23 protein-coding genes are annotated in these 25,949 nt (G+C 46.0%); 13 read left to right on the top strand and 10 right to left on the bottom strand.

Annotated elements, in window-relative coordinates; genetic code table 11:
* The first annotated feature begins 497 nt into the window (after nucleotides 1–497).
* Entirely contained in the window at nucleotides 498–1,037 is a 540-nt protein-coding gene (locus LJ740_RS17860) for a gamma carbonic anhydrase family protein (RefSeq protein ID WP_229530482.1), read from the top strand.
* Nucleotides 1,038–1,040: 3 nt separating this feature from the next.
* On the opposite strand, the gene aroE is transcribed toward LJ740_RS17860, so the two are convergent.
* From aroE to LJ740_RS17825, 7 genes are all read right to left on the bottom strand, one after another.
* Nucleotides 1,041–1,850: a shikimate dehydrogenase gene (gene aroE, locus LJ740_RS17855; protein ID WP_229530481.1), complete on the bottom strand. Its 810-nt coding sequence runs from the start codon at nucleotides 1,848–1,850 to the stop codon at nucleotides 1,041–1,043.
* Nucleotides 1,847–2,791 (bottom strand): oxygen-dependent coproporphyrinogen oxidase, encoded by a 945-nt coding sequence (gene hemF, locus LJ740_RS17850; RefSeq protein WP_229530480.1) that lies wholly within the window; start codon nucleotides 2,789–2,791, stop codon nucleotides 1,847–1,849. The genes aroE and hemF overlap by 4 nt, the downstream gene beginning before the upstream one ends.
* The gene (locus tag LJ740_RS17845; protein ID WP_229530479.1) at nucleotides 2,791–3,363 is read right to left on the bottom strand and encodes a Sua5/YciO/YrdC/YwlC family protein; all 573 of its coding nucleotides are present in this window, start codon (nucleotides 3,361–3,363) and stop codon (nucleotides 2,791–2,793) included. Before LJ740_RS17845 ends, hemF begins: the two co-directional genes overlap by 1 nt.
* A gap of 89 nt (nucleotides 3,364–3,452) precedes the next feature.
* Nucleotides 3,453–4,013, bottom strand: a complete 561-nt coding sequence (locus LJ740_RS17840) for a DNA topoisomerase family protein (RefSeq protein WP_229530478.1) — start codon at nucleotides 4,011–4,013, stop codon at nucleotides 3,453–3,455.
* Between the two features lie 39 nt (nucleotides 4,014–4,052).
* Entirely contained in the window at nucleotides 4,053–4,529 is a 477-nt protein-coding gene (locus LJ740_RS17835; protein ID WP_229530477.1) for a DUF494 family protein, read from the bottom strand.
* 5 nt (nucleotides 4,530–4,534) lie between these two features.
* Nucleotides 4,535–5,668 carry a DNA-processing protein DprA gene (gene dprA / locus LJ740_RS17830; protein WP_229530476.1) on the bottom strand — a complete coding sequence of 378 codons (1,134 nt, stop codon included), beginning with the start codon at nucleotides 5,666–5,668 and terminating at the stop codon, nucleotides 4,535–4,537.
* A gap of 44 nt (nucleotides 5,669–5,712) precedes the next feature.
* Nucleotides 5,713–6,777, bottom strand: coding sequence for a LysM peptidoglycan-binding domain-containing protein (locus LJ740_RS17825; protein ID WP_229530475.1), 1,065 nt, complete (start codon nucleotides 6,775–6,777; stop codon nucleotides 5,713–5,715).
* Between the two features lie 152 nt (nucleotides 6,778–6,929).
* Between LJ740_RS17825 and def the strand changes: the two genes are divergently transcribed.
* From def to trkA, 4 genes are read left to right on the top strand one after another with little or no spacing between them, the layout of a single operon-like run.
* On the top strand, nucleotides 6,930–7,439 hold the full coding sequence (gene def, locus LJ740_RS17820; protein WP_229530474.1) for a peptide deformylase: 510 nt from the start codon (nucleotides 6,930–6,932) through the stop codon (nucleotides 7,437–7,439).
* 8 nt (nucleotides 7,440–7,447) lie between these two features.
* Nucleotides 7,448–8,410: a methionyl-tRNA formyltransferase gene (fmt, locus tag LJ740_RS17815; RefSeq protein ID WP_229530473.1), complete on the top strand. Its 963-nt coding sequence runs from the start codon at nucleotides 7,448–7,450 to the stop codon at nucleotides 8,408–8,410.
* Nucleotides 8,358–9,722, top strand: coding sequence for a 16S rRNA (cytosine(967)-C(5))-methyltransferase RsmB (gene rsmB / locus LJ740_RS17810; protein WP_229530472.1), 1,365 nt, complete (start codon nucleotides 8,358–8,360; stop codon nucleotides 9,720–9,722). The genes fmt and rsmB overlap by 53 nt, the downstream gene beginning before the upstream one ends.
* Nucleotides 9,723–9,746: 24 nt before the next feature.
* Nucleotides 9,747–11,123, top strand: a complete 1,377-nt coding sequence (trkA, locus tag LJ740_RS17805) for a Trk system potassium transporter TrkA (protein WP_229530471.1) — start codon at nucleotides 9,747–9,749, stop codon at nucleotides 11,121–11,123.
* A 14-nt stretch (nucleotides 11,124–11,137) separates the two neighbouring features.
* On the opposite strand, the gene LJ740_RS17800 is transcribed toward trkA, so the two are convergent.
* Together LJ740_RS17800 and LJ740_RS17795 are read right to left on the bottom strand one after the other, a co-directional pair.
* Nucleotides 11,138–12,589, bottom strand: coding sequence for a TrkH family potassium uptake protein (locus LJ740_RS17800; protein ID WP_229530470.1), 1,452 nt, complete (start codon nucleotides 12,587–12,589; stop codon nucleotides 11,138–11,140).
* Nucleotides 12,590–12,744: 155 nt separating this feature from the next.
* A complete protein-coding gene (locus LJ740_RS17795) occupies nucleotides 12,745–13,098 on the bottom strand; it encodes a YtoQ family protein (RefSeq protein WP_229530469.1) in 354 nt (117 codons plus the stop codon).
* Nucleotides 13,099–13,355: 257 nt separating this feature from the next.
* On the opposite strand from LJ740_RS17795, the gene LJ740_RS17790 reads away from it, so the two are divergent.
* Both LJ740_RS17790 and polA read left to right on the top strand, forming a co-directional pair.
* Nucleotides 13,356–15,896: a TonB-dependent receptor plug domain-containing protein gene (locus tag LJ740_RS17790; RefSeq protein ID WP_229530468.1), complete on the top strand. Its 2,541-nt coding sequence runs from the start codon at nucleotides 13,356–13,358 to the stop codon at nucleotides 15,894–15,896.
* Between the two features lie 480 nt (nucleotides 15,897–16,376).
* Nucleotides 16,377–19,139 (top strand): DNA polymerase I, encoded by a 2,763-nt coding sequence (gene polA, locus LJ740_RS17785; protein ID WP_229530467.1) that lies wholly within the window; start codon nucleotides 16,377–16,379, stop codon nucleotides 19,137–19,139.
* 369 nt (nucleotides 19,140–19,508) lie between these two features.
* Here polA and yihA read toward each other — a convergent pair whose 3' ends face one another.
* Entirely contained in the window at nucleotides 19,509–20,129 is a 621-nt protein-coding gene (gene yihA / locus LJ740_RS17780; RefSeq protein ID WP_229530466.1) for a ribosome biogenesis GTP-binding protein YihA/YsxC, read from the bottom strand.
* A 165-nt stretch (nucleotides 20,130–20,294) separates the two neighbouring features.
* Here yihA and LJ740_RS17775 point away from each other — a divergent pair, with 165 nt between their 5' ends.
* From LJ740_RS17775 to LJ740_RS17750, 6 genes are all read left to right on the top strand, one after another.
* Entirely contained in the window at nucleotides 20,295–20,918 is a 624-nt protein-coding gene (locus tag LJ740_RS17775; protein ID WP_229530465.1) for a c-type cytochrome, read from the top strand.
* A gap of 341 nt (nucleotides 20,919–21,259) precedes the next feature.
* Nucleotides 21,260–21,772: a Der GTPase-activating protein YihI gene (yihI, locus tag LJ740_RS17770; protein ID WP_229530464.1), complete on the top strand. Its 513-nt coding sequence runs from the start codon at nucleotides 21,260–21,262 to the stop codon at nucleotides 21,770–21,772.
* Entirely contained in the window at nucleotides 21,772–22,233 is a 462-nt protein-coding gene (locus tag LJ740_RS17765) for a DUF2489 domain-containing protein (protein ID WP_229530463.1), read from the top strand. The genes yihI and LJ740_RS17765 overlap by 1 nt, the downstream gene beginning before the upstream one ends.
* A 244-nt stretch (nucleotides 22,234–22,477) precedes the next feature.
* Nucleotides 22,478–23,389 carry a glycine--tRNA ligase subunit alpha gene (gene glyQ, locus LJ740_RS17760; RefSeq protein ID WP_229530462.1) on the top strand — a complete coding sequence of 304 codons (912 nt, stop codon included), beginning with the start codon at nucleotides 22,478–22,480 and terminating at the stop codon, nucleotides 23,387–23,389.
* A gap of 14 nt (nucleotides 23,390–23,403) precedes the next feature.
* Nucleotides 23,404–25,485 carry a glycine--tRNA ligase subunit beta gene (gene glyS / locus LJ740_RS17755; RefSeq protein ID WP_229530461.1) on the top strand — a complete coding sequence of 694 codons (2,082 nt, stop codon included), beginning with the start codon at nucleotides 23,404–23,406 and terminating at the stop codon, nucleotides 25,483–25,485.
* Nucleotides 25,486–25,489: 4 nt separating this feature from the next.
* Complete coding sequence (locus LJ740_RS17750; RefSeq protein WP_229530460.1) at nucleotides 25,490–25,942, top strand: hypothetical protein; 453 nt, start codon at nucleotides 25,490–25,492, stop codon at nucleotides 25,940–25,942.
* The last annotated feature ends 7 nt before the right edge of the window (nucleotides 25,943–25,949 follow it).

Genomic DNA, 25,949 nt, shown 5'->3' with positions numbered 1-25,949 from the left:
GCGTTCAATCTGAGCCATGATCAAACTCTTCAATTAAAATCGAATATATAAATTTTTTGGGTCGACATCAAAATCAATCGATGCCCACACAGATTGTCTTATTGCTGATTGTTAAAGAACGTTTGCCTGAGTCTCTCCTCAAGCGGGATGCGCATTCTACACTTCCCGTTCGGCTTGTCAACATGTTATTTGAATTTATTTTTTCAGGTAACTTGTTGTAGCCCGCTTACTTAAAGGCCTGTAGAGTTTTCACTCAATTCAGTTTTACACCTTAAGAAGCCGCTTCAGAATCCAACTCTTTCCTTAAAAAGAATGTTTCCCCCTGAAGCGAGCGCGCATTCTACAGACATGATTTACACCGTCAACACTTTATTTCAAATAATTGACAATTTTGTTTCGAATGCCGAATTAATAATCAATATAGCCAGGAAAGCCGCATTTACTAGCTAATATCTGCTAAAGTCCTGGAACATTTAACCATATAAAATGAGTTATTCATGCCAGTCAGATCTTATAAAGGCATTACGCCCGTTATTCCGTCCAGCGTATATATAGATGAATCATCTGTGTTGGTTGGGGACATTACTATTGGAGAGCATGCCAGTATTTGGCCTTTGGTGGCTGCCAGAGGCGACGTTAATACAATGACTATTGGTAAAGCCACTAATATTCAGGACGGCACTATTTTGCATGTCACCCGTAAAACGGCGTCCAACCCTGATGGTTATCCTCTGGTTATTGGTGATGATGTAACGGTTGGACACCATTGTATGTTACATGGATGCACGTTAGGCAATCGTATCCTGGTGGGTATGGGGGCAATAATAATGGACGGTGCCGTTGTAGAAGATGATGTGTTTATCGGCGCGGGTGCATTGGTACCGCCCAACAAAGTACTCAAATCAGGGTATTTATACGTGGGACAACCGTGTAAACAGGCCCGGCCTTTAAACCAGGATGAAATCGCGTTCCTGAAAATATCTGCAGATAATTACGTCAAACTGAAAGACGATTACCTGCAAGAGAAGGGGCTATAATCACTAAGGTTGTCGTAGATAACGGGTTACTTTGTTTATATCGGGCTGCACACCATGCCAAATTCTGAAGCTTTCTGCGGCCTGTCCTACCAGCATCCCCAAACCATCTTTCAGTGTAATGTGGTCATTATTAGCCTGAGCAAAATTAAGAAAGCTGGTTAATTCATCCTGATAAAACATGTCATAAGCCAGTTCAGCGGCGGAAAATACCTCTGAACAAATATCCGGGATTACGCCACTCACGCTGGACGCTGTTGAGTTGACTATAATCTCTGGTTGTAAACCGAACAGTTGCTCTGCGGTCACCGCAGTAATATCACCCAATGAATGTAGCTGCTTCGCCAACTGTTGTGCCTTTTCGTGACTGCGATTCCAAATACTGATTTTACTGACACCAGCCTGAAACAGGGGATAAATACAGCCTTTTGCTGCCCCACCGGCACCGAGTAATAAGATATGTCGCCCTTTTAACGATATAGTCAATGCGAGATCCCCCACCAACCCCTGCCCGTCGGTGTTGTCGGCAACGATTTTATCAGGGTATAAACTCAAGGTGTTTACAGCCCCGGCAATTTTAGCTCTTTCTGATAATTCATCGGCTAGTTGAAAAGCCTGTAGTTTAAAAGGCATAGTAACGTTGCAACCACTGAAACCCGACTGTTGCAGAGTGCGGACATCAGCTTCAAAGTCAGATTCAACAGACAATTGCGCTTGATAATCTATCTGAAGGCCAAATTGCTCCGCGAACAAACGGTGAATTAAGGGCGATTTACTGTGGGCGATTGGGTTGCCGAACACCACGAACTTTTTCAAGTGCGCAACTCCTGTTCTGAAATAGCCAGCCAATTCTGCGGCGTTAAGTAATAGTCATATAACTCTGATTCTTTGGAACCCGGTTTAGGCTTATACGCGTATTCCCAACGAGCTAGTGGTGGCATTGACATTAAAATGGATTCAGTTCGGCCACCGCTCTGGATACCAAATAAGGTGCCTCTGTCGAACAGTAAATTAAACTCGGTATAGCGTCCCCGCCGATACAACTGAAATTGCCTTTCCGACTCACCAAAGCGCAAGGTTTTGCGTTTTTCTACGATAGGAATATAGGCGGACAAATAGCCTTCTCCGACATTGCGCATAAACTCAAAACACTTTTCAAAGCCCCATTGGTTCAGATCATCAAAGAATAAGCCACCCACTCCACGGGTTTCCTCCCGGTGTTTCAGATAGAAATATTTGTCGCACCAGTCTTTATACTGCTGGTATACATCCTCTCCAAAGGGGCTACAGATTTGTTGCGCGGTTTTATGCCAGTGTTTTACATCATCGAAAAAAGGATAAAAAGGCGTCAGGTCAAATCCCCCCCCAAACCACCATACCGGATCGTGGCCGGGTTTTTCGGCAATAAAAAAACGCACGTTCGCATGCGAAGTAGGGATATAGGGGTTATTGGGGTGCACCACCAATGACACGCCCAAAGCCTGAAAACTCCTGCCTGCCAGCTCGGGTCGAGCCGCTGTAGCAGATGGCGGAAGTTCGCCGCCATAAACATGAGAAAAGTTAACACCGGCCTGTTCAAATACATCGCCACCGGTTAACACCCGGGTGCGTCCACCGCCACCCTGCTCCCTGTCCCAATTGTCTTCTTTAAATACGCCTTTACCATCGCTTAACTGCAAGGTCTGACATATATCATCCTGCAACTTCAGCAAAAATCGCTTAACGTCTTCTATTTGTGTTTCTTGTATAGTCACCATCAGCCTCGAATAATTTGACCAGTAACACCATCCCGGATAACACTGGGGCTGGCGTTTCCATCGGTTTCGCCTTCTATAAATATAACACTGTCACCAAACACGGCTTTGGCTTCTTCAATAGTACGGCAAGGATCTTCGCCAGCCAGATTGGCACTGGTTGACACCAGCGCACTGTTCAGGCGTTGGCATAATGCTTTAACCCCCTGATGTGCCGTAACCCGCACAGCAATCGAATCATGCTCACCGGTTAACCATTCAGGCGCAGTTTTGGATTTTGGCAATAGCCAGGTGTTAGCTCCGGGCCAGCTGGAAAATATTTCCGTGCGTTTATCCATAGGGATGGCCTGGTCATCAACATACTTTAGTAATTGCGAATAATTATCTGCGATAAGAATTACACCTTTGTGCAAAGGCCTGTTTTTAAGCTGACAGATATGTTTTACCGCTGCTTCATTATCCGGATCACAGCCGATACCCATTACGGCTTCTGTAGGATAAACGAAAACGCGTCCAGACTTGAAGGCGTCCAACAAGGGATCGACCTGTTCATTACTTGCAGACAGATGAGACATAACTGGCCTGTAAATTCTATGATGTGATGGCTGATGTATAGCCGTAAGTTACAAAAACAATGTACCGTCTGGCAAATTAAACGATGAATTTATAGCGACGTTTTAAATTGGCAGGTCTTTTGTGGACATTGCAGTGTGGAATCTGATTTAGCCACCATCACCGGCCAGCGACATTCCGGGCAGGCCTGTTGAACCGGTCGCTCATTTAAAATGTACTTACATTCAGGGTACTGATTACAAGAATAAAATGGACGGCCACTTTTGCTGGCTCTTTGGACTAGTTGGCCTTTTTGACATTTTGGGCACGTCACCTTTGCGTCTGTCTTTTTTGCCGGTTCATCCTGTTGAATAAAATGGCATTCAGGAAAATTAGTACAACCGATAAACATGCCAAAGCGGCCTTTCTTAACCGCCAACTGCGACTGACACTCCGGACAGGAAGAATTTTCCATAACTTTGAGCGTCTCCACCCCCTGATGTTTACTCAAAGGCTGTGCGTAATCGCAGTCAGGGTAAGCAGAGCAACCCAAAAACTTGCCACTTTTGCCATTTCGAATACGCAACTCAGACTGACACTTGGGGCAATCGCCAAATGCGTGTTTGATGGATTCTTTATTTTTGTCGAATAAGGAATTGTCTATCATTGCCATAGTTCGCGATCGAGAACATTGTCAGAAAGCGTGCTGCAATTAATGCAAAGGACCTTCCGGTTCATCGAACAGCAAGTCTTCCATCTGAGCATAGGCATTCTCTTTGCCTGGTACATTGAACAGTACCATCAACACTACCCATTTCAGATCTTCCAGACAAAAATCATTGACGTCGATTTCCATCACCCGATCAATCACCATCTCCCGGGTACTGGCGTCTAACACATTGATTTGTTCCAGAAACATCAAAAACCCGCGGCATTCTACATCCAGGCGTACCTCCTCTTCGGCAGTAAACACCCGGGCAACAGCATGACTGTTAACCGTAGAAAGATAGGGATTATTATCAGTTTCCTGCAGGGCGGCTAACTTTTCCAACCAGGCCAACGCTTTGTATATTTCGTCGTGATGGAAACCCGCTCTGATAAGCTCTTCGGTAAGTTCGTCCTGGTCAACGCGGAATTCAGACTCGCTATGTACCAGATTTTCAAAAAGATACATGAGGATATCGAACATTTTTATTATTCCCCCAATCTAATGTAACCACCAGGGACAGTGGCTACCAAACCACGTAGCTCATATTCTAATAATTCTGACATCACCGCCGTCACTGGCAGTCCGCTACGTTGCGCTACAACATCAATTGGTGTTGCTTCAAAACCAACACTAGCTAACAATCCCTCTGTTGCCAAGGGCAATTTGCACTTTTTTTCGCAGTTTATTGTTACAGGATTTACCCCGGTTTGTCGGATGTTTGGGAATTCTTCATTAATGTCAGACACTTGCTCAACCAGTTTAGCCCCTTGCTTGATCAGGTAGTGACACCCCTGACTGCTTAAATTATAAACACTGCCCGGCACGGCAAACACCTCACGATTCTGCTCCAATGCATATCTTGCCGTAATCAGAGAGCCGCTTTTCAGGGCCGCTTCCACCACTAATACTCCATTAGACAAGCCGCTGATTATCCGGTTCCGCCTCGGAAAGTGTTCTTTTTTCGGTTGACTTCGCAGCGGAAACTCACTGACTAAACAGCCTCCTGCGGCCACGATATCCATCGCTAACTGTTGGTTGCGGCGGGGATAAATGCTGTCGACACCAGTCGCCATCACAGCTATGGTTATTCCGCTTTTATCCAGTGCCCCCAAATGGGCCTGGGTATCAATGCCCAATGCCAGCCCACTGGTTATGTGCCAGCCACTTTCTATCAAATCTGACGCCAGTTGACGGCCTATTTTACTGCCTGCCGGTGTCATTCTGCGGGACCCAACTATTGCCAGTTGATATTCCTGTAACACCGCCGGATCGCCAATGCCAAAAAGCAGCAATGGCGGCGCGCTGATTTCACGGAGTTGGTCCGGGTAATCCGGATGGTTAAGCGGCAGAACAAAGTGTGTAGCAGATTCTGCCAGCCACTGTTTTACTTCATCAAGGTACTTTGCGTATTGATTTTGTATGCTGGAAAAATGCTTAAATGACAGACCAGCAGCCTTAAACTGGCTACCGGATAACAGGGGAATATTCTGCAGGTTGTATTCTGCAACGGCATACAATTTTTGTAATTTTCGCACCCCCAAACCAGGCATGCAGTGCAGCAACAGCCACAAATCAAGTTGCCCGGACTCATTCCAGGAGGGATCATATTTAACTTCCATGTACATTTCCTCAATACGGACACCCTGTCCTTGTTACTCGTTAATTAGGGCCTGGCTACAATAGCCCCCTTGCGGATGACACTGGTTGATGCAGTAATCAGCGCATAGCTTACCTTGTTAAAGGTTTTAAATACGACCAGTTCGCCTACCTTGATGGCCGGTTGACGAATTCGATCCGAATCACCGTGAATGCTCAATAGTGACAGCTCAGATTCATCATAACGCAGCGGCTCATCATCAATGATATCAGGCCCCTGCAAGTAGATCCCCATCACCATTCCAGGACTAACCTGTTCGAAACCCACATCAATGACGACGGTATCATATTTTCCCAGTAATGAGCGGTCTTGTAAACTGGCAATAATATTTCCCGATTGTGTGGTGGCTGGCACCATATCTACATTGGCGGAAATAGGCCGCTGTTCCAGCGGAATTAAACGGTCTCCGCGCTTTACTTCCTGACTGGCTCCTTTTATCTGCACCAGCATTTCCGTTTCAAGTTCGGTGTTTATGGGTTCTGCAATTGCGACGTGTTTAACTAAATAGCCCAGCGCTTCACCCTGCATCGAGGTTAATTCACTGTGCTCCCTCACCACCTGATACTGTTCAGGCTGAAATCCTCCCTTTTTCCCCAGTACCACATCGGTATGGGCAAATCTCACAGCCCCTTCCTGATCTCCCAACAGATATGGTTGCGCCTCGTATAAAGCTTTTTCCATTACCAGATCATTGCGAATATGGGTTTCAATAATTGACCAGGGGATGGTTGGAATAGGGTCGGGATTTTTCAGTTCACGGATCGCTTTCGGAGACAGCTGAATCTGGCGTTTTTCGTTGCGCACCATAGATAACACGGTGTCGCCATTGGCATTGCGCTCCAGTAATAGTCGGTCGCCAGGATAAATCAGATGTGGATTTTCAATCTGGGTATTTTGTTGCCACAGTAAAGGCCAGTTCCAGGGCTTATCCAGATACATACCCGCAATTTGCCAAAGCGTATCGCCTTTTTTAACCACATATACATCTGGCGCCGACGCTTTAATTTCGACAGCACTGCCGCTCACACTGACCATTAAAGCCAGAATCAAACTGAAAATCCGGTATTTCAATCTTATCTCCAACGGTGATTAGTTACATGTGCTACTGTCATTAACCTGACGTTATCAGTTAGAATAGCGGGTTAAAAGGTTTTGGTCGTGTTTTTAATCAATTAATTGTATGTGTGCCGATACCCGACAACGGCAAGAGTAGAAGAAGAGTTATGGCAGTTTTAGAAGTTTTACGGTTCCCGGATGAAAGGCTCAGAACAGTAGCTGAAGCAGTGACAGAAGTAGATGATTCAATCAGAGATCTGGTCAGTAACATGTTCGAGACCATGCGCGAAGAAAAAGGTATAGGACTTGCGGCCACGCAGGTTAACGTTCACAAGCGCGTTGTGGTGATGGACGTTTCTGAAGAACAAAATGAGCCACTTGTGTTTATCAACCCCGAAATCATTGAGCAGCAAGGCAAGATGATCAATGAAGAAGGCTGTTTGTCAGTGCCAAATAACTACGCCAAGGTAGAACGCGCTGAAGCCATCACGGTGAAAGCCCTGAATGAAAAAGGTGATGAGTTCACCCTGAATGCAGAAGGATTATTGGCAGTGTGCATACAGCACGAGATGGATCATTTGCTGGGTAAATTATTTATCGACTACTTGTCTCCGCTAAAAAGGCAGCGCATTAAAGCCAAGCTGGAAAAAGAAGCCCGACTGGCAGCAAAAGGATAAACAATACTGTGTCTTTAGCCTCTTCTACTGCATTAAAAGTAGTCTTTGCCGGTACGCCGGATTTTGCTGCGCAACATTTACAGGCATTGTTAGCCTCCCGTCACAAGGTCGTGGCAGTTTACACCCAACCGGATCGTCCGGCGGGCCGGGGGAAAAAGCTGCAGGCCAGTCCGGTGAAACAACTGGCATTAGACGCCAACATTGCAGTTTATCAACCGGAATCACTCAAGGACGCCGACGCACAACAGGCACTAGCCAGTATTGATTTCGATATTATGGTAGTGGTGGCTTACGGCTTGCTGTTACCCAAAGCGGTGCTGGATATTCCGCCACGTGGTTGCGTGAATGTACACGGCTCGCTATTACCTCAATGGCGCGGCGCCGCCCCCATTCAACGGGCCATCTGGGCAGGAGATAAAACCACCGGTGTCACCATCATGAATATGGATATCGGGCTGGATACCGGTGATATGCTGTTGAAATCGGAAATCGCAATCACAGCTGACGATACCAGTGCCAGTCTCTATGAGAAGTTGGCAAACGTTGGACCTCAAGCCCTCATAGAGGCTTTGGATAAATTCGATTCTCTGGTACCAGAAAAACAAAATGATGAACTAGCCAGTTATGCTAAAAAACTGGATAAAGCCGAAGGTTTGATTGACTGGCAACAAGACGGACAACAAATTGAGCGCAATATCAGAGCCTTTAATCCCTGGCCCGGTACCTGGTTTGAATTAGACGACAAGAATATCAAAGTGTGGCAGGCGAAGTGGCAAACCAACAGCAATCAAGCCGCTCCGGGAACCATTATCAGTGTCGCCAGAGATGGCATTGAAGTTCAGACCGGTAATGGCAGTATTACACTATTGCAGCTTCAAATACCCGGCAAAAAAGCGCAACCGGTGAGTGACATCATCAATGCCCGCCCTGACTGGTTTAAACCTGGTCAAAAACCGGGAGCCAATCATTAAAGCGCAATCCGGTTACAATATACGAGCCATTGCTGCAAAAGCTATATTTGCCGTTTTGGAACAACGCAAATCATTGCAGGAGGTGTTACCTGAAGCCTTGCTTAAGGTAAAAGAACAGGACAAAGCCTGGCTGCATGAGATGGTTTATGGCGTATTAAGACAATTACCCACCCTGCAATTTTGGTTGCGGCAGCTGTTACAGTCTCCCATTAAAAATGACGCCCGAATTATTGAACACCTGCTGTATTTGGGTCTGTATCAACTGCATTTTTCCCGAGTGAGCCAGTATGCCGCGGTGTCTGAAACCGTATCCGCATGCCAACCCCTGAAACAGGCGCATCTAAAGAACCTGGTCAACGCCGTGCTGCGCAATTTTGAGCGCCAGTCCATTGCGGACAAGCCACCAGAGGAAGAGCGCGTCAGCCTCAATTTGCCTAAGTGGTATTACAAAAAATTAAAAGCCGCCTATCCGGATAACTACCAGGACATCGCAGTGCAGCAAGCCTGCAAGCCCCCTATCTGGCTAAGGGTTAATGTTCGCAATATTTCAGCCACAGACTTTGCTGCCGCATTGTCATCAGCGCAAATCCAGTTTGAGCAAGATGCGCAAATGCCATCAACCTTTAAATTACTGGATAACAGCCGCATCAATCAGTTACCCGGTTATGAGGATGGCTGGTTTAGTGTCCAGGACAAAGCCGCTCAACATGCTGCCCATTACCTGGCACCACAGCCTCAGGAGACGATCCTGGATGCGTGTGCAGCCCCCGGTGGTAAGTATTGTCACATTCTGGAGCTGCAGCCGGCACTGCAACAGTGTATTGCGCTGGAAGTTGATGAAATCAGAAGCAAAAGCATCCTTGAAAACACCACCAGGCTGGGATTAGCTGCACCGGACGTGCGAATCGCAGACGCCAATGACATAGCCCGCTGGAACAGCGAACAACGACTATTCGACAAAATATTGCTGGATGCTCCCTGTTCGGCTACCGGGATCATTCGCCGCCATCCGGATATTCTTTGGTTGCGCAAAAATCAGGACATCAGCAATCTGGTTAGCTTGCAGGCGCAAATTTTGGATAGCCTGTGGTCACAACTTAAACCCGGCGGCACATTACTGTACGCTACCTGCTCCATTTTGCCGGAAGAAAACACCCAACAGGTTGCGGCATTCCTGGCAAGAACGGAGGATGCCATAGCCATTCCTTTAGATCCCACCCATTCGGGAGATGGATCAGAAAGGCAAATCCTGCCTGGCGAATCTGGTATGGATGGCTTTTATTACGCTAAACTGCAAAAGCGGTACCCTTAAAAACAATAAAATAAGCTTAACCATATGAAAATCATAATTTTGGGAGCAGGTCAGGTTGGCGCCACATTGGCAGAAAACCTGGTAGGTGAGAAAAACGACATCACCGTGATTGACTATGACTCCGAAAAAATCCGGGCATTGCAGGACCGCCTGGATTTACAAGTGGTACAGGGTATCGGCTCCCATCCGGAAGTATTGCAAAAAGCCGGCGCAGAAGATGCCGATATGTTGGTGGCCGTTACTAACAGTGATGAAAGCAATATGATGGCCTGCCAGGTGGCCTACAGCTTATTTAAAACCCCCACTAAAATCGCCCGGGTTCGCTCAGAACAATACATTGTTTATCAAAAGCAGCTTTTTAAACACCAGGATGTCCCGGTTGATCATCTTATCGCACCTGAGCAATTGGTAACGCAATCCATTAAACGGTTAATTGACTATCCTGGCGCATTACAGGTTGTGGAATTCGCCGAAGGTCGTGCCAGCCTGGTCGCTGTAAAGGCCTACTACGGTGGTTTGTTGGTGGGCCATGCACTGTCAGCACTGAAAGAACACATGCCCAACGTAGAAACCCGGGTGGCCGCCATTTATCGTCGCGGTAAGCCTATCAGACCCCTGGGCACAACGGTGATAGAAGCAGACGATGAAGTGTTTTTTATTGCCGCCACCAAACACATTCGGGCGGTAATGAGCGAGCTGCAAAAGCTGGAAGGTAGCTATAAACGCATCATGATTGCCGGAGGCGGCCTAATTGGTGCCGGACTGGCGCGACAACTGGAACATGATCACCACGTCAAACTCATCGAATACAGTTATGACCGGGCCAAATACCTCTCCACAACCTTAGACAAAACCATTGTGTTTGTGGGAGATGCGTCAGATCAGGAATTATTGCAGGAAGAACACGTTGAGCAGGTTGACGCGTTTATTGCGGTGACCAATGATGATGAAGCCAATATTATGTCAGCGATGCTGGCCAAGCGCCTGGGCGCCAAAAAAGCCATGGTGCTGATCCAACGTGGTGCCTATGTTGATTTGGTTCAGGGCGGCGAAATAGATATTGCGTTCTCTCCTCAGCAAGCCACAATTTCGGCGTTACTAACCCATATCAGACGAGGCGATATCGTCAACGTTTACTCGCTGCGTCGCGGTGCGGCAGAGGCCATTGAAGCCATTGCTCACGGCGATGAAAATACCTCTAAAGTGGTAGGTAAGATGATTTCAGAAATTCGCCTGCCCCCGGGTACAACTATCGGTGCCATTGTACGCAAAGAAGAAGTGATTATTGCTCACAGCGATACTGTTATCGAGCCGGATGATCACGTTATCATGTTTTTAGTGGACAAAAAGTTTATTTCCGATGTAGAGAAACTGTTCCAGCCCAGCGCCTTTTTCTTTTAGGAGCAACCATCAACTTAACTACGCCAAAAGGTGGGCGAAAACAAAACCAGCAGCGAAAATACCTCAAGACGCCCGAAGAGCATGGCTAAGATCAAAAACCACTTGCCGGCATCTGATACAGATGAGTAGGTGCCTGCAACCTCGCCCAAGCCCGGTCCAAGATTGTTCAACATGGCCGCAGTTGCGGAAAACGCGGTGAGATTATCCAACCCGGTTGCAATTAAACAAATCATAATAATGACAAATACCAATGCGTAGGCGGAGAAAAATCCCCATACTGCATCCACCACCCTGTCGGGCAACGCTCTGTCACCCAGTTTGACGGAATACACTGCTTTGGGGTGGATAAGTCGGTCGACTTCCCGTTTGCCCTGCAAATAAAGCAGCAGAACCCTGACCACTTTCAATCCGCCACCGGTGGAGCTGGCACACCCGCCAATAAAGCTGGCAAAGATTAACACAATAGGTAAAAACACCGGCCACTCAGAGAAATTGGTGGTGGTAAAACCGGCAGTTGTACTCAGTGACACCGCCTGAATCAAAGCCTGATCAAAGGCCATTTCGGCATTGTCATATAACTCGTAATACACCAGAACCAAAAAGGTCAGCAGTACCAGGGTAACCTGGATACTGAAAAAGGCGCGTAATTCCGGGTCAGTGAAATAGGTTTTCAAAGAGCGGCCTGTTGCAGCGGCATAGTGCAAGGCAAAATTCAATGCGGCAATCCACAGAAATACCACACAAACCAAGTTGATCATCGTGGAATCAAAGTGACCTAAACTGGCGTCATAGGTGGAAAACCCACCAATGGCAATAGTAGAGAACGCATGACATATCGCGTCAAACCAGTTCATACCGGCCAACCAATAGGCCACCGTGCAGGCAATAGTGAGCGACAGGTAAATGTACCAAAGGTGCTTGGCAGTATCAGCGATACGGGGCGTCATTTTAGAATCTTTTACCGGACCAGGTATTTCTGCCCGGTACAGCTGCATGCCACCTACGCCAAGTATTGGTAGTATCGCCACGGCCAATACAATGATCCCCATGCCGCCCAACCATTGCAATTGCTGGCGGTAAAACTGTACGGCTTTGGGCAGGAACTCAATGCCTTCTATTACTGTGGCACCCGTGGTTGTAAGCCCGGAAAATGATTCAAAAAAGGCATCGGTTACTGACATCTCAGGTTGTTCCATCAATACCAGAGGTAGCGCACCAAAACTGGCCAGTACGGCCCAGAACAGCGCCACAATCAGAAAGCCTTCTTTCGCGCGCAAATCATCGCGGGCATTTTTATTGGGATACCAGATTGCCACTCCTGTCACTAAACACAGGAAAAATGCCATCAAAAAAGGTAGGCCTCCGCCATCCTGAAAGATCAGTGAAACCAATGCTGGCGGCACCATAGTGACGCTAAACAAAGCCACCAATAAACCAAGAATACGGACGATCGAGCGATATTGCATGAATTAGGGAAACAAAGAAAATTAAGTTCTCAAGAGATATGGCACTTTAAAAGCAAAGCGTCTGATACTCAAGGAGAAAAGTACCTGTGCTGCAGAATTGCGCCGTGCTGACCTTCACTGTGCCATTGGGCGTTTGTGAACCATTAGGGTTCGCGTTAGCAACATATAAAAGATAGTGCCTTGACGACCTCATCGGCATTGTGAGCCACCGCAACTGACACCGAATCAATGTCTTTTAGCGCGTGATTCAACGATTCGTCATGCCAGGAAATCAATGGTTTTCCCTGAGCCACAGCAAACCCGGCTTCGAAGGCAGAATTGAATTGTCGGTATTGTTCTGTAAAGCGCACGATAACGATATCAGCTTTCTCTAACAGCACCTTATTGCGGGCCTGGTTTAAACGGGCAAACTTATAGTCGTTCCACACCTGGCGGGCTTCGCTGCCCGATAGCTGACTACCAATCGCATCGCTGACTTTCAAATCGGTGATTGGGCTGCTGTATTCCACACGCACCCCAGAGCCTCGCTTAGCCCTGTAATTTCCGTTCTCCACCGTGAGTGGATCTCACCTGCCAAATATACTTGCCACACCACTGCCGTATACTTTCTCCTGATATAGATAGTAAAATATGGACCGGAGCAGAAGAAAAAGCAAATTATAGTTTATTTTTTAACCAGCCACAGAACAGTCCTCGTCATCTGCGACTAATGAATTATGTGTAATCCCAAAATTCCATTCTATAATTACCCCAAATTATCTGATCAATGAAAGCAATCGATTTGGCATTAATGCAATCTCCCCTAAACATCATCAAAAAAAGCATTCCGTTTATATTGATATTGGCTCCGGAGTTGACCGCGCAACCCATGGTAGGGGAAATTGATGAGGAAGACATTGAACAGGTTCACGTTATTGGCACCCGAAACTTTGGGCGTAGCAGCGCCGAGTTACCGGTCGCTGTAGATGCGATAGATGCCGAAAGGTTGCGCAACAGTGGCCATCTGGAAGTGGGTCGAATGCTGCAAAATACCGCACCATCTTTTAATTTTTCCAGTTCTGCAATCAGCGATGGTACCGACGCAATACGACCGGCAACGCTGCGAGGTCTGGGACCCGACCAAACCCTGGTTTTGATCAACAACAAACGACGCCATAGCGCAGCTTTATTGCACATCAACACCTCTGTTGGGCGTGGCACATCAGGAACGGATTTAAATGCTATCCCGGTGGCCGCCATTAAGCGCATTGAGATTCTCAGAGACGGTGCCGCGGCACAATACGGCTCAGACGCAATAGCCGGCGTAATTAACATTATTCTGAAGGATGACGAAGAGTATTCGTCAATCTATGGCAGTTATGGTGTTCATCAGGCAGGGGATGGCAACACCGCAGTATTAGCCGCAAACCACAGCTTTGAGTTCGACACCGGCAGCATCAATGCCACTTTGGAAGTGCGTGACCGGGGTGATACCAACCGGGCCGGGTTAACCGGAGTTTGTCAGTACTTATTTACCTGTTCGGATATTGACGCCGATGGGATACCGGAAACAGATGACTCAAGGGAGTTAACGTTTCCCCGGCAGAACTTTCACATTGGGGATGCGCAGGTACGGCAAGTATCCGGAGTAATTAATGGTTACAAGGAGACCTTTGGTGGTGAATATTACGGCTTTATCACGTTGTCTCACAAAAACACGCTGTCCAGTGGCTTTTTCCGGCGCGCTAATGAAACCGAAAAGAACCCGGTAATTGATGGTACACAGAGCTTCTATCCTGATGGCTTTCTACCTGAAATCGCAGCAAGCTTACTGGATTACTCGGTAAGCGCAGGGTATTCCACATTACTGCAAAGTAACATCAATCTGGATGTTTCTGCGACTTTCGGTGGCAACACAATGCAATTTGATGTGAATAATTCGGTTAACGCCTCATTTGTACAACACCTGGTGAATAGCGGTACATCTGCCGCTGAGATTCTGGCAGTGACGCCAACCAGTGCCGACTCGGGAAAACTGTCTTCCTCTCTGGCCACCCTCAATATCGACTTTGTCAGTGAGCGCATCCGTAAAAATTATGCCTGGGGGGCGGAATTGCGTCTGGACAGCTATCAAATTGACGCCGGCAGTGAATACTCCTGGCAGGATTTTGATGGTATCGAAGGCGGTGGCGATGCCGGCATTCAGGTATTCCCGGGATTCTCTCCTATGAACAGCGTCGATGAAACCCGTTTTGTTTATTCTGCTTATTTTGATGCCGAATGGGATCTGAGCAGCAGAAGCCTGCTGAATGGCGCATTGAGGTTTGACCATTATGAAGGGTTTGGCAACACCCTTAACCTCAAACTCGCCGGTCGCCATGATTTTGATAATCGATGGGGGATCAGAACTTCGTTTAATACCGGCTTCAGAGCCCCTTCAATGCAACAACTGTATTTCAACAATATCAGTACCCAATTTAATAACGGTGTTGCAGCCCAGGTAGGTACTTTCAGAAACGACAGCCAGTTGGCCAAAGAACTGGGTATCCCCCAATTAGAGGAAGAAAAGTCCATCAGTGTTAACGCCGGCCTGCTCTATACCGGGCAAAGCCTCACTGCCACGTTAGATTTTTACCTGATTAAAATTGATGATCGCATTGTCATCAGTGAACAACTAACCCGGGGGTTAGGCAGCGCAATATTAGACGACGTGCTGCAAAACAATGGCGTTCAAAGTGCACAATTCTTTCTCAACGCGGCAGAAACAGAAACTAAAGGCGTAGATCTGGTGATCAGTTGGTTCCCGGATGTACCACAAGGCGCGTTAGATTTTACTTTTGCGGTCAATGCCACCGATACTCAGGTTGTTGCCGTGAAACCCAGTGGCGGATTAAATGATATCGACGAGCAGGATTTGTTCGGCGAACAAGCGCGTTCAATCATTGAAGAATGGCAACCTGCATCACATGCAATTGTCAGCGCCAATTATCAAATACACGACTGGGTATTTACCGCTTCCACTAACCGCTACGGACGATATCGGGTCATAGATGCCGATCAGAGTCAGCGATATTCAGCTAAGTGGCTGGCTGACGTCCGGGCCAGTTATCAATTGTCAGAAAACACTCTGTTGCACGCTGGCATTAACAATCTGACTAACACTTACCCCGATAAAAACCGGATAGGTCAAAGCCGGGCAGGCCGTATTGAAACCATAGATGGAAACGTACTGGTGGACTCACCCGGCGTATTCACCTATTCCAGGCGGGCTGCTCCGTTTGGTTTCAATGGTCGATTTTATTATGTGGGTATGGAAAGTCGCTTCTGATTTGAGGGGCGAACGCCGCAAATTTACACCCGGAATATCGGGTAGCTTTCACCTGAATTTTTGTCAAATTTTGTTTTAGTACAATTAGCTGTTTGCTAATAGTTATTGCATCTAACGAATTATTAATTTAAGCCTTCTCTTTTATTCCAGATATGGTACATTCTTCGACCCTTGACGCAAAACAGTGTTCAAAAAACAAACGTTCAGGAAGGCTGTTAACAAGGTTATCCACATTAAAACTAAAATAAGAATAAAACCAAGTTCCATTTATCTTATTCTAAGTTATTGAAATAAAAGTTAATTAATACAGACAAAAGCCGTTTTATTACGGTTGTTCGTGTTGTCTCTAAAAAACTCACAAAGTTATCCACAGCACATGCTTTATTTTAACGCGAATAACTTCCGCTTTTTTCTGTCAATTCGCTATCATGAAAAACAACTATTACATATCGCTTAATCAATTCATTCGGACACTCACCAATGACAACAAATGACAACGCCCCTTTCATCCTGGTGGATGGTTCATCTTATCTGTTCAGAGCTTTTCACGGATTGCCGCCATTAACCAACTCCAAAGGTATGGCTACCGGTGCAATTTACGGCGTTATTAACATGCTGAAGAGCCTGATTAAACAATACAATCCCCAACTCATGGCCGTGGTTTTTGACGCCAAAGGTAAAACCTTCAGAGACGATATTTATCAGGAATATAAGGCGAATCGCCCACCTATGCCCGATGAACTCAGGGAGCAAATTCAGCCTTTGCATGAGATTGTAGCGGCGATGGGTTTGCCTTTACTGGTCATTGAAGGTGTCGAAGCTGATGATGTGATAGGCACATTAGCCAAACAGGCTTCTGAAGCAGGTATGAAAACCGTTATCAGCACCGGCGATAAAGATATGGCGCAACTGGTCAACGAACACGTCGAACTAATCAATACCATGACCAATACTGTGATGGACATTGATGGTGTCCACAAAAAGTTTGGTGTCGGACCGGAACTCATTATTGATTATCTGGCGTTAAAAGGCGACAAAGTAGACAATATCCCGGGCGTACCGGGAGTTGGAGATAAAAGTGCGGTTAGCCTGTTAAACGGTATTGGTGGTGTCAGCGAGATCTATGCCCGCCTTGATGAAATTGCGGGCCTGGAATTTCGGGGCGCCAGGAACTTTGCCAATAAAATTAAAGACTTCGAGCAACAGGCCAAATTATCCTACGAACTGGCAACCATTAAACTGGATGTTGAGTTGCAAGTAGAACCTGCAGACCTGCATATCAAACCCGCAGACAATGAAAAGCTGACTACGTTTTTTGGCGACCTCGAATTTAAACGCTGGCATCAGGAACTACTCAACGCTTCAGATAAATTCAACACCGATAGTCAGGTTGCCAATGCCGATGTGGCAGACACAGAAAAACCTGAAATCAGCGTGGAATACGAAACCATACTCACCGAGCAACAATTGCAAAGCTGGTTGGATAAATTGCAAAAGGCAGATGTGGTGGCTGTGGATACCGAAACAACCAGCCTCAATTACATGCAGGCAGAACTGGTGGGATTGTCCTTCGCAACAGAAGCGCATAAAGCCGCTTATCTGCCACTGCAACATGATTATCCCGGGGCCCCGGAACAACTGCCCTTTCAGGCTACGTTAGATAAACTAAAGCCCATCCTGGAAGATCCGGCGATCAAAAAAGTGGGACAACACCTCAAATATGACCAGAACGTTTTGAGTCATTATGGCATCAGGATAAATGGCATAGTTAACGATACTATGCTGGCTTCTTATATATTAAACAGTGTCGCCGGCAAACATGATATGGACAGCCTGGCACTGCGTTATCTCAATTGTTCTACGGTTTCGTTCGAAGACATCGCCGGCAAAGGTGCAAAGCAACTTACCTTTAATCAGATAGAGCTGGAAAAGGCCGCTCACTACGCTGCCGAAGATGCCGATATAACCCTGCGACTACACCAGGTGCTGAGTGAAAAACTTGCTGAACAACCGGGTCTGTTACAGGTACTCAGTGATATTGAGTTGCCGTTAGCCAGGGTACTGGCTCAGATTGAACAAAACGGCGTGTTAATCGATGTGCATCAACTCAACCAGTTGAGCAACACGTTTGCACTAAGGGCTGCAGAATTAGAAAAAGCCGTACATGAAGAAGCCGGTGAAGTATTTAATTTAGGCTCCACCAAACAGTTGCAGGACATTCTGTTTAACAAAATGTCATTGCCGGTACTAAAAAAGACCCCAAAAGGCGCCCCCTCTACCTCAGAAGAGGTATTGCAGGAACTTGCCATGGATTACCCCCTGCCGGCACAGATCATGGAGTATCGAGGGCTGACTAAGCTGCGTAACACCTATACTGATAAATTGCCAAAAATGGTGGACAGTAAAACGGGACGTGTACACACCAGTTATCATCAGGCTGTAGCAGTAACTGGTCGCCTGTCTTCTACTGAGCCCAATCTGCAGAACATTCCAATCAGAAACGAAGCTGGTCGCAGCATCAGGAAAGCGTTTATTGCCCCCAAAGACTATAAAATAGTCGCGGCTGACTATTCTCAAATTGAGCTGCGTATCATGGCACACCTTTCCGGCGATGCAGGTTTGATCAACGCCTTTCAAAAAGGCCTCGACATTCACAAATCAACAGCAGCAGAAGTGTTCTCTGTCAGTCTTGATGACGTGACCGCTGATCAAAGACGCAGCGCAAAAGCCATTAACTTTGGTTTGATTTACGGTATGTCCGCCTTTGGCCTGGCAAAACAACTCAATATCCCCCGCCACGAAGCGCAAAATTACATGGATTTGTACTTCCAGCGCTACCCCGGTGTACTGCAATATATGGAGGATACCCGTGCTAAAGCAGCAGAACAGGGATACGTTGAAACCGTCTACGGCCGACGCCTGTACCTGCCAGAAATTAACGCCAAAAATGGCGCTCGCAGAAAAGCCGCAGAACGCGCCGCCATTAACGCCCCGATGCAGGGTACTGCTGCGGATATTATTAAACGCGCAATGCTACGGGTGCATGACTGGCTGCAAACCCAGGACCCGGAACAGGCAAAAATGATCATGCAAGTACATGACGAACTTGTTTTTGAAATAAAAGAACAATCGATTGAAGAATATACAAAGCAAATTCAGTCATTGATGGAAGCAGAAAATACCTTAAAAATACCACTTATAGCGGAAGTAGGCATAGGTAAAAACTGGGAAGAGGCCCATTAGGCCCGACAAAGCAATGTAATTAAATTACATTATTGTTATTGACTTTCAAAATCAATGCCTCTATATTCGCACTTGTAGGGTACAGAGGTAAGATGTTCTATCTTTCAAACCTTTGCTTTAACCCCGGTAGTTTTACCGGGGTTTTTTTATGTCTGCCGCTTTTTCACTCTTCCGGAATTTCCAGGGCAAATGGCCACATATTGATCTTTGATTGCTGCCGCCAGGGCAAAGAAAGGCATATTTTTGAAAAAAATTAAAAAAATTTTAATTTATTTTGAACTAATAGAAATCAGGCTGGTCTGTATTAATAGTTGTGTGTGTTTTCTCTAGTTATATACCCCTCCTCTGGAGGGGTTTCTTTTATCTGCACTATTCATTTTCCTGACTTGCGGGCTGATCAAAGCCAAACCAACCATTGAGTTTACTTTCTAACTGAGTCAGTCCCAGTTTCGTCATCGAGGAAAATGCCGCCACTTCTACATCGCCACAAAATGCCATTGCGGCTTCCTGCGCCATACTTACCTGCGCTTTACGCTTGCCGGACTTGAGTTTGTCGGCCTTAGTTAACAGGGCCAGCACCGGGATATCACTGGCTACTGCCCAGTGGATCAACTGCTGATCCAGATCTTTAAACGGATGCCTGATGTCCATCATAACCACCAGGCCTTTTAAACTTTCGCGTTTTTCCAGATATTCCCCCAGCGCCCTTTGCCATTTTTCTTTTAATGCCTGGGGTACCTGCGCAAAACCATAGCCAGGTAAATCAATAAGGCGGTTATCTTCATCTATATTGAAAACATTAATTTGTTGTGTACGACCTGGTGTTTTACTGGTTCTGGCCAGACTTTTTTGTCGCGTTAAGGCATTCAGTGCACTGGACTTGCCCGCATTGGAGCGCCCGGCAAAAGCAATTTCTATCCCGGTGTCCGGCATCAGATGTTTAATATCAGGGGCACTGATAGTGAAAGCGGCTTTAGAATATATACTCACGTTTAATTATTTCTCTGTTTTTCTGCTAAAGTTTTTGCATCAGAATCACAAAAACTCAAGAAGATAATTGCTTAGAAAACCTCTTATCCTGTTTTCCTGTGTTTTAAAGTGTGTAAAATAACTGATTACAAAACGATTTTAACAAGAAATTACTTGAGAACCACTATGAAAAAATGGCTTTTATTGCTTACGTTGACTGCCGGTTTCAGTCAAATGGCTTTTGCGCAAGGTGATGCAGAAGCAGGTAAATCTAAATCTGCTACCTGTGCAGCCTGCCATGGTAACGATGGGAACAGCATGATTCCAATGAATCCCAAAATAGCAGGTCAACACGAAGCATATCTGATCAAACAATTACAAGAGTTTCGTTTGGCGTCACAGACAGGTGGTTCTGAAGGACGTAACAATGCCGTGATGAATGGCATGGCTGCAGGGTTATCTGATCAGGATATTGCTGATTTGGCCGCCTGGTTTGCCAGTCAGACTATGACCAAGGGTGAAACACCTGAAGACGTTATCGCCGCTGGTGAAGCACTCTACACGGGCGGAGACCTCGAGCGCGGAATTACCGCCTGTATCGCCTGTCACGGTCCTCGTGGTAACGGTATGGCGCTGGCTAAATTTCCAGATATCAGCGGGCAGCACAGCGACTACACAAAATCGCAACTGGAACAGTTCCGCAGCGGGCAACGCGCAAACGACCCCAATGGCATGATGCGTGATATCGCCAAAAAACTCACCGATGAAGACATTCGCATACTGTCACTATATGTTTCCGGTTTGCATTAAATTTTGTTTTTGTAAAAAAGTTGTAAATTTTTTAACATCGTGTATTCTTACGCACCAAGGTCAAGCGCTGACTGATTTTCAATTGGCTAGCGCCCCCTGACTTCTTGGGAACAAGGAAGAAATAACAAGTGTCACGATGACATAAAATATAAAAAGGCCTCGAACAAAAATAATAAATGCGAGGTTACAACAAGATTGGTTACTGAAGGGATCATGGTTTCTCTATAACCTGCTTTTAGAAACAACGGCGTTTAATCGCCGTTTCTTGTTTTTGTCACCCCTGAAATATTTTATAATCCTCCATTATTCATTTAACTGCTCTTATCAGGAGTCAGTAGACTATGCCACGTGTAAAGAAATCCAGAAAAGTAACGCAATCCTTGCCCAGAGCAAAACCAAAGCTGCCGAAAGGGGAGATTGTTAAAAAGACCAAAAAGGGCAATGGTAAAGCACCAGGAAGCCGCAACAGTCTTGTTGAAGAAAAAGCAAAAAAACAACAAGGCGGTGTTCATGGCACAAACGCCGATAAGCGTCACGGCAGCAAAAAGAAAATTTCGCTGTTTGCCGCTGGCCCGTCTAGAGAAGACAATACCCGGCTTATTCCCAAGTTTAAGAGTCCACTTGAAGAGCTCAATTTTATCGAAAACGACAAACGACTGCAGTCTCTAATCGACAAATTAGACTCGGGTAAAAAGGTGGACTCACAGGATCAGCATTACGTTGAACACCTGCTGAAACGACACAAAACACTGTGTGAATTGTTAGGGATCGAGGATGACGAAGAAGCCGATCTCGACGACGACAGCCCCGACTTGCTCGACAAGCTGGAACAGCCCTTTAGTGATCGCTTTTAATGACCTTTGTTGCTGAACATTTTTATTTACTGGTAACGCTCGCCTTTATAGTGGTTGCAGGGCTAAGTGGTTATGCCGTTTATTTGCTTATGGCCTTGCGGCGTCAGACTCGCGAAAAACAACGCAAGATTGAACAACGCGAACAGGACATCATTACCAGCATAATCACTATTATTCAGGCAACACTGCAGCAACAGTGCGGTATTAGTGAAGCGGTATTAAGAGTCATTAATTTATGTGACTTACTGGATAACGAGAAATACCCACTGGATGGGCAACTACCGGAAACCCGCGGATTTTTTGAAAAAATCCGTCACCACCCTATTCTCGACGCACGCAAACAACTTCCTAAAAAGACACTGCAGCAATTAGATATTGAGCGGGAAGAACTGGAAGCCCAGTTTGAAAGTAAAATAGTGAAAGAGTTGCAACTTCTGGTGACCCTGTTGCAGCCCAAATGAGCACCCGAGTCTTTCCCCTGATAGCATCGGCTTTCCACTCACTTTCTACTGACACCAGACAAAAATCACAGCGATTTCACCGTTACTGACAATGCTGCCGGCGGATAATTCAGGTGTGGATTACTGCTAATCGGGCATTACTACACCGCCACAACGCTTAAATATGCTCATTCATTTGATTTGGGCTACATAATGACCATTACAACAGGTATACTTCGGCCATTTTCGTTGAATTGACACAGATATGGCAAATTTTGATTTAAATACCTTTCAGGGGTTAATCCTGAGCCTCCAGGATTACTGGGCACGTCAGGGTTGCGTCATCGTACAACCCTTAGATTTAGAAGTCGGTGCCGGCACCTTTCACCCCATGACATTTTTACGTGCTATCGGCCCTGAGCCAATCAGTAGTGCTTATGTACAACCCTGTCGCAGACCCACTGATGGCCGATACGGTGAAAACCCTAACAGACTGCAGCACTATTACCAGTTTCAGGTCATGCTTAAGCCGTCACCCGAGAATATTCAGGATTTGTATCTGGGCTCGTTGAAAGAAATGGGCTTTGACCCGCTAGAACACGACATTCGCTTTGTCGAAGACAACTGGGAGTCCCCTACACTCGGTGCCTGGGGTCTGGGCTGGGAAGTCTGGTTAAATGGTATGGAAGTCACTCAGTTTACCTATTTCCAGCAGGTGGGCGGCCTGGAGTGTAAACCCGTCACCGGCGAAATTACCTACGGACTGGAACGACTGGCCATGTACGTACAAGGGGTTGATTCGATTTATGATCTGGTATGGGCAGACGGACCTTTCGGAAAAGTGACCTATGGCGATATTTTTCATCAAAACGAAGTAGAACAATCAAAGTACAACTTTGAAATTGCCAACGTTGAAAATATGTTCAGGTACTTTGATGAAGCGGAAAAACAAAGCCAGTTACTGATCGAACAATCGCTCCCTTTACCGGCGTACGAACAGGTAATGAAAGCATCCCATTATTTTAATCTTTTAGACGCTCGCCAGGCCATCTCAGTCACAGAAAGACAGAGATATATACTCAGAGTGCGAACACTCGCTAAAGCCTGCGCAGAGGCCTACTACAACGCCAGAGAATCACTTGGGTTCCCCATGTGTAATTCCAGTGATAAAGCGTAAAGGAATTAAAGACAGTGACAAATAACTTATTAATAGAACTGGCCTGTGAAGAATTACCACCAAAAGCGTTAAAGACCTTAGGGCAGGCTTTTCTGGACAATGTCGTAAAGGGTTTAGAGCAAAATCGGTTTAGTTTTGAAAATGCCCGTTGGTTTGCAACTCCGCGCAGACTGGCATTACACATTTCTGCGCTTGCGGATAAACAAACAGACGTTGAAATCGTTAAAAAAGGGCCACCGGTAGCCAATGCATATGACGCCAGCGGCGCTCCGACTCGTGCAGCATTAGGCTGGGCAAAATCAAACAATATTGCCCTGGAAGACGCAAGCGTAGTAGAAACCCCTAAAGGCCAATGGCTTCAGGTCACGGTCCAGGAAAAAGGTAAGAATATTGATTCTTGTCTTCAAATCATCATAACAGACGCACTGGCTAAGTTACCCGTTCCCAAAGTAATGCGTTGGGGAAATACCGATCACCAGTTTGTTCGGCCAGTGCACAATTTATGTTGTCTTTATGGCGACAAAGTCTTACCGCTGCAGGCCTATGGAAAACAGGCTAATGATCAGGTGCTCGGGCATCGGTTCCATTCTCCAGGACTGCATTCCATTGCCAACGCCGACGTATACGAGTCGCACCTTGAAAGTTTGTTCGTCATTGTTAATTTTGAACAGCGTAAACAGGCCATAGTTCAGGGACTGACAGCACAGGCAGACGCCCTCAATGCACAAGTGGTTCAGGACGACGATTTGGTTGACGAAGTCACCAGCTTAGTTGAATTTCCGGTGGTGTTAGGGGCAGAGTTCGATGATGCCTTTTTAGAGGTCCCCAAAGAACCCCTAATCTATACGATGAAGGATGACCAGCGCTACTTCCCGTTGCTCAGCAAATCTGATGGCAAATTGCTGAATCAGTTCTTGTTTGTCACCAACATTCAAAGCGTGAATCCTCAATCAGTGATCTCTGGTAATCAAAAAGTTGTCAGACCAAGACTGGCCGACGCGCAGTTCTTTTACAAACACGATCTGTCTGTTAAGACAGAAACAAGACTGAATAGTCTTAAATCAATTGTCTATCAAAAACAGTTGGGTACTTTGTATGATAAATCTGAACGAGTAGCTAAGCTCAGTGAGTTTTTATCAGAGGCCCTGCAATTAGGCGACCCACAGCTTTGTTTTAGGGCCGGATTGCTGGCTAAATCTGATCTCACTTCCAAGGTGGTCTACGAATTTCCGGATGTACAAGGTTATATGGGGCGTTATTACGCCATCAAAGAAGGCGAAAATGAACTTGTGGCCAATGCGATTGCCGACCACTATAAACCTCGTTCCGCCAGCGACACTTTACCGCAATGTCAGATAGCACAGGTAGTGTCAATTGCAGAGCGACTAGACACTTTAGTCGGTATTTTTGGGATCGGGTTGCTACCCAAGGGTGATAAAGATCCATTTGCCTTAAGACGAGCCACGTTAGGCATCATCAAGATAGTGTTAGACAATGATATTGCCTTCGATCTGGATCGTTTTGCTCAGTTATCATCTTCATTATTTCAGGATGATATGCTCACCAACAATGACTGGGCAGAGCAATTGAATCAGTTTTTTATGGCGCGTTTGGAAAACTATTTTATAGAACAAGGTGCACCGGTAAACAGAGTACGCTCGGTTATCAAAGCAAGCAATAGCGCTATTGAAACGATAAAGTACAGATTAGAAGCACTTACTAACTTTATTGATAACAATACAGAGACCTTGGCTGTGTTAACAGAGTCCAACAAGCGGATTGCCAATATACTTGCCAAGAACCCGATAGACGATACAACTGTCGATACAGCCTTGTTTGCAGACAAAGAAGAAGGGCTTCTGTGGGATGTGTATTCACAAGTAAGGGAAACCACAGAAAATGATGCTTCGGATGCAGACTACTACACTACCCGACTTTCTCAATTGGCAAAATTACGACAACCAATCGCGGATTTCTTTGAAAATGTCATGGTAAACGCTGATGACGATGCTGTCCGGGCAAATAGGTTTGCTATCATATCAGCTATACGCAATGAGTTTTTGGCAATAGCCGACTTCTCGATTTTGCAGGGTTAAGTTTTTGAAAACGTTATTTAACATTTCCCGGATTGCTGCCCTCAGTTTACTAATGTTTGGCTGTACCAGCACCAAGACATTTGTTGACAATTTGTCAGGCGATAAGCCAGATTATAGTCAGCTCTACTTGCGGGGCAGTTTTACCTGGTGGGAAGCTGATGAAGCCTATCGTGTCACTGAAGTGCAGGAGCATGTTTACCGGGTCATAGTAGATTTGGTAGCCGATGGTCAGCCTTATGACTTTAAATTTGCAGACAAAAATTGGACGTCTGGATTAAGTTGTGGTTACAAGAACAAGAACAGTGATGAAAATCTGAAGGTGAATTTGACGGTTAGCGCCAATTGCGATACACCCGTTGATAACTTTGTATTTACTCCCGAGGAATCAGGAAAGTATATTTTTCAAATCGATTTTAATAGCTGGCTGGATCCAAAAGTCACTGTTTTAAAGTTATAAAAAAAGC

Source organism: Planctobacterium marinum (assembly GCF_020687805.1).
Taxonomy (GTDB): domain Bacteria; phylum Pseudomonadota; class Gammaproteobacteria; order Enterobacterales; family Alteromonadaceae; genus Planctobacterium; species Planctobacterium marinum.
This window is presented reverse-complemented; position numbering and strand designations above follow the sequence as displayed.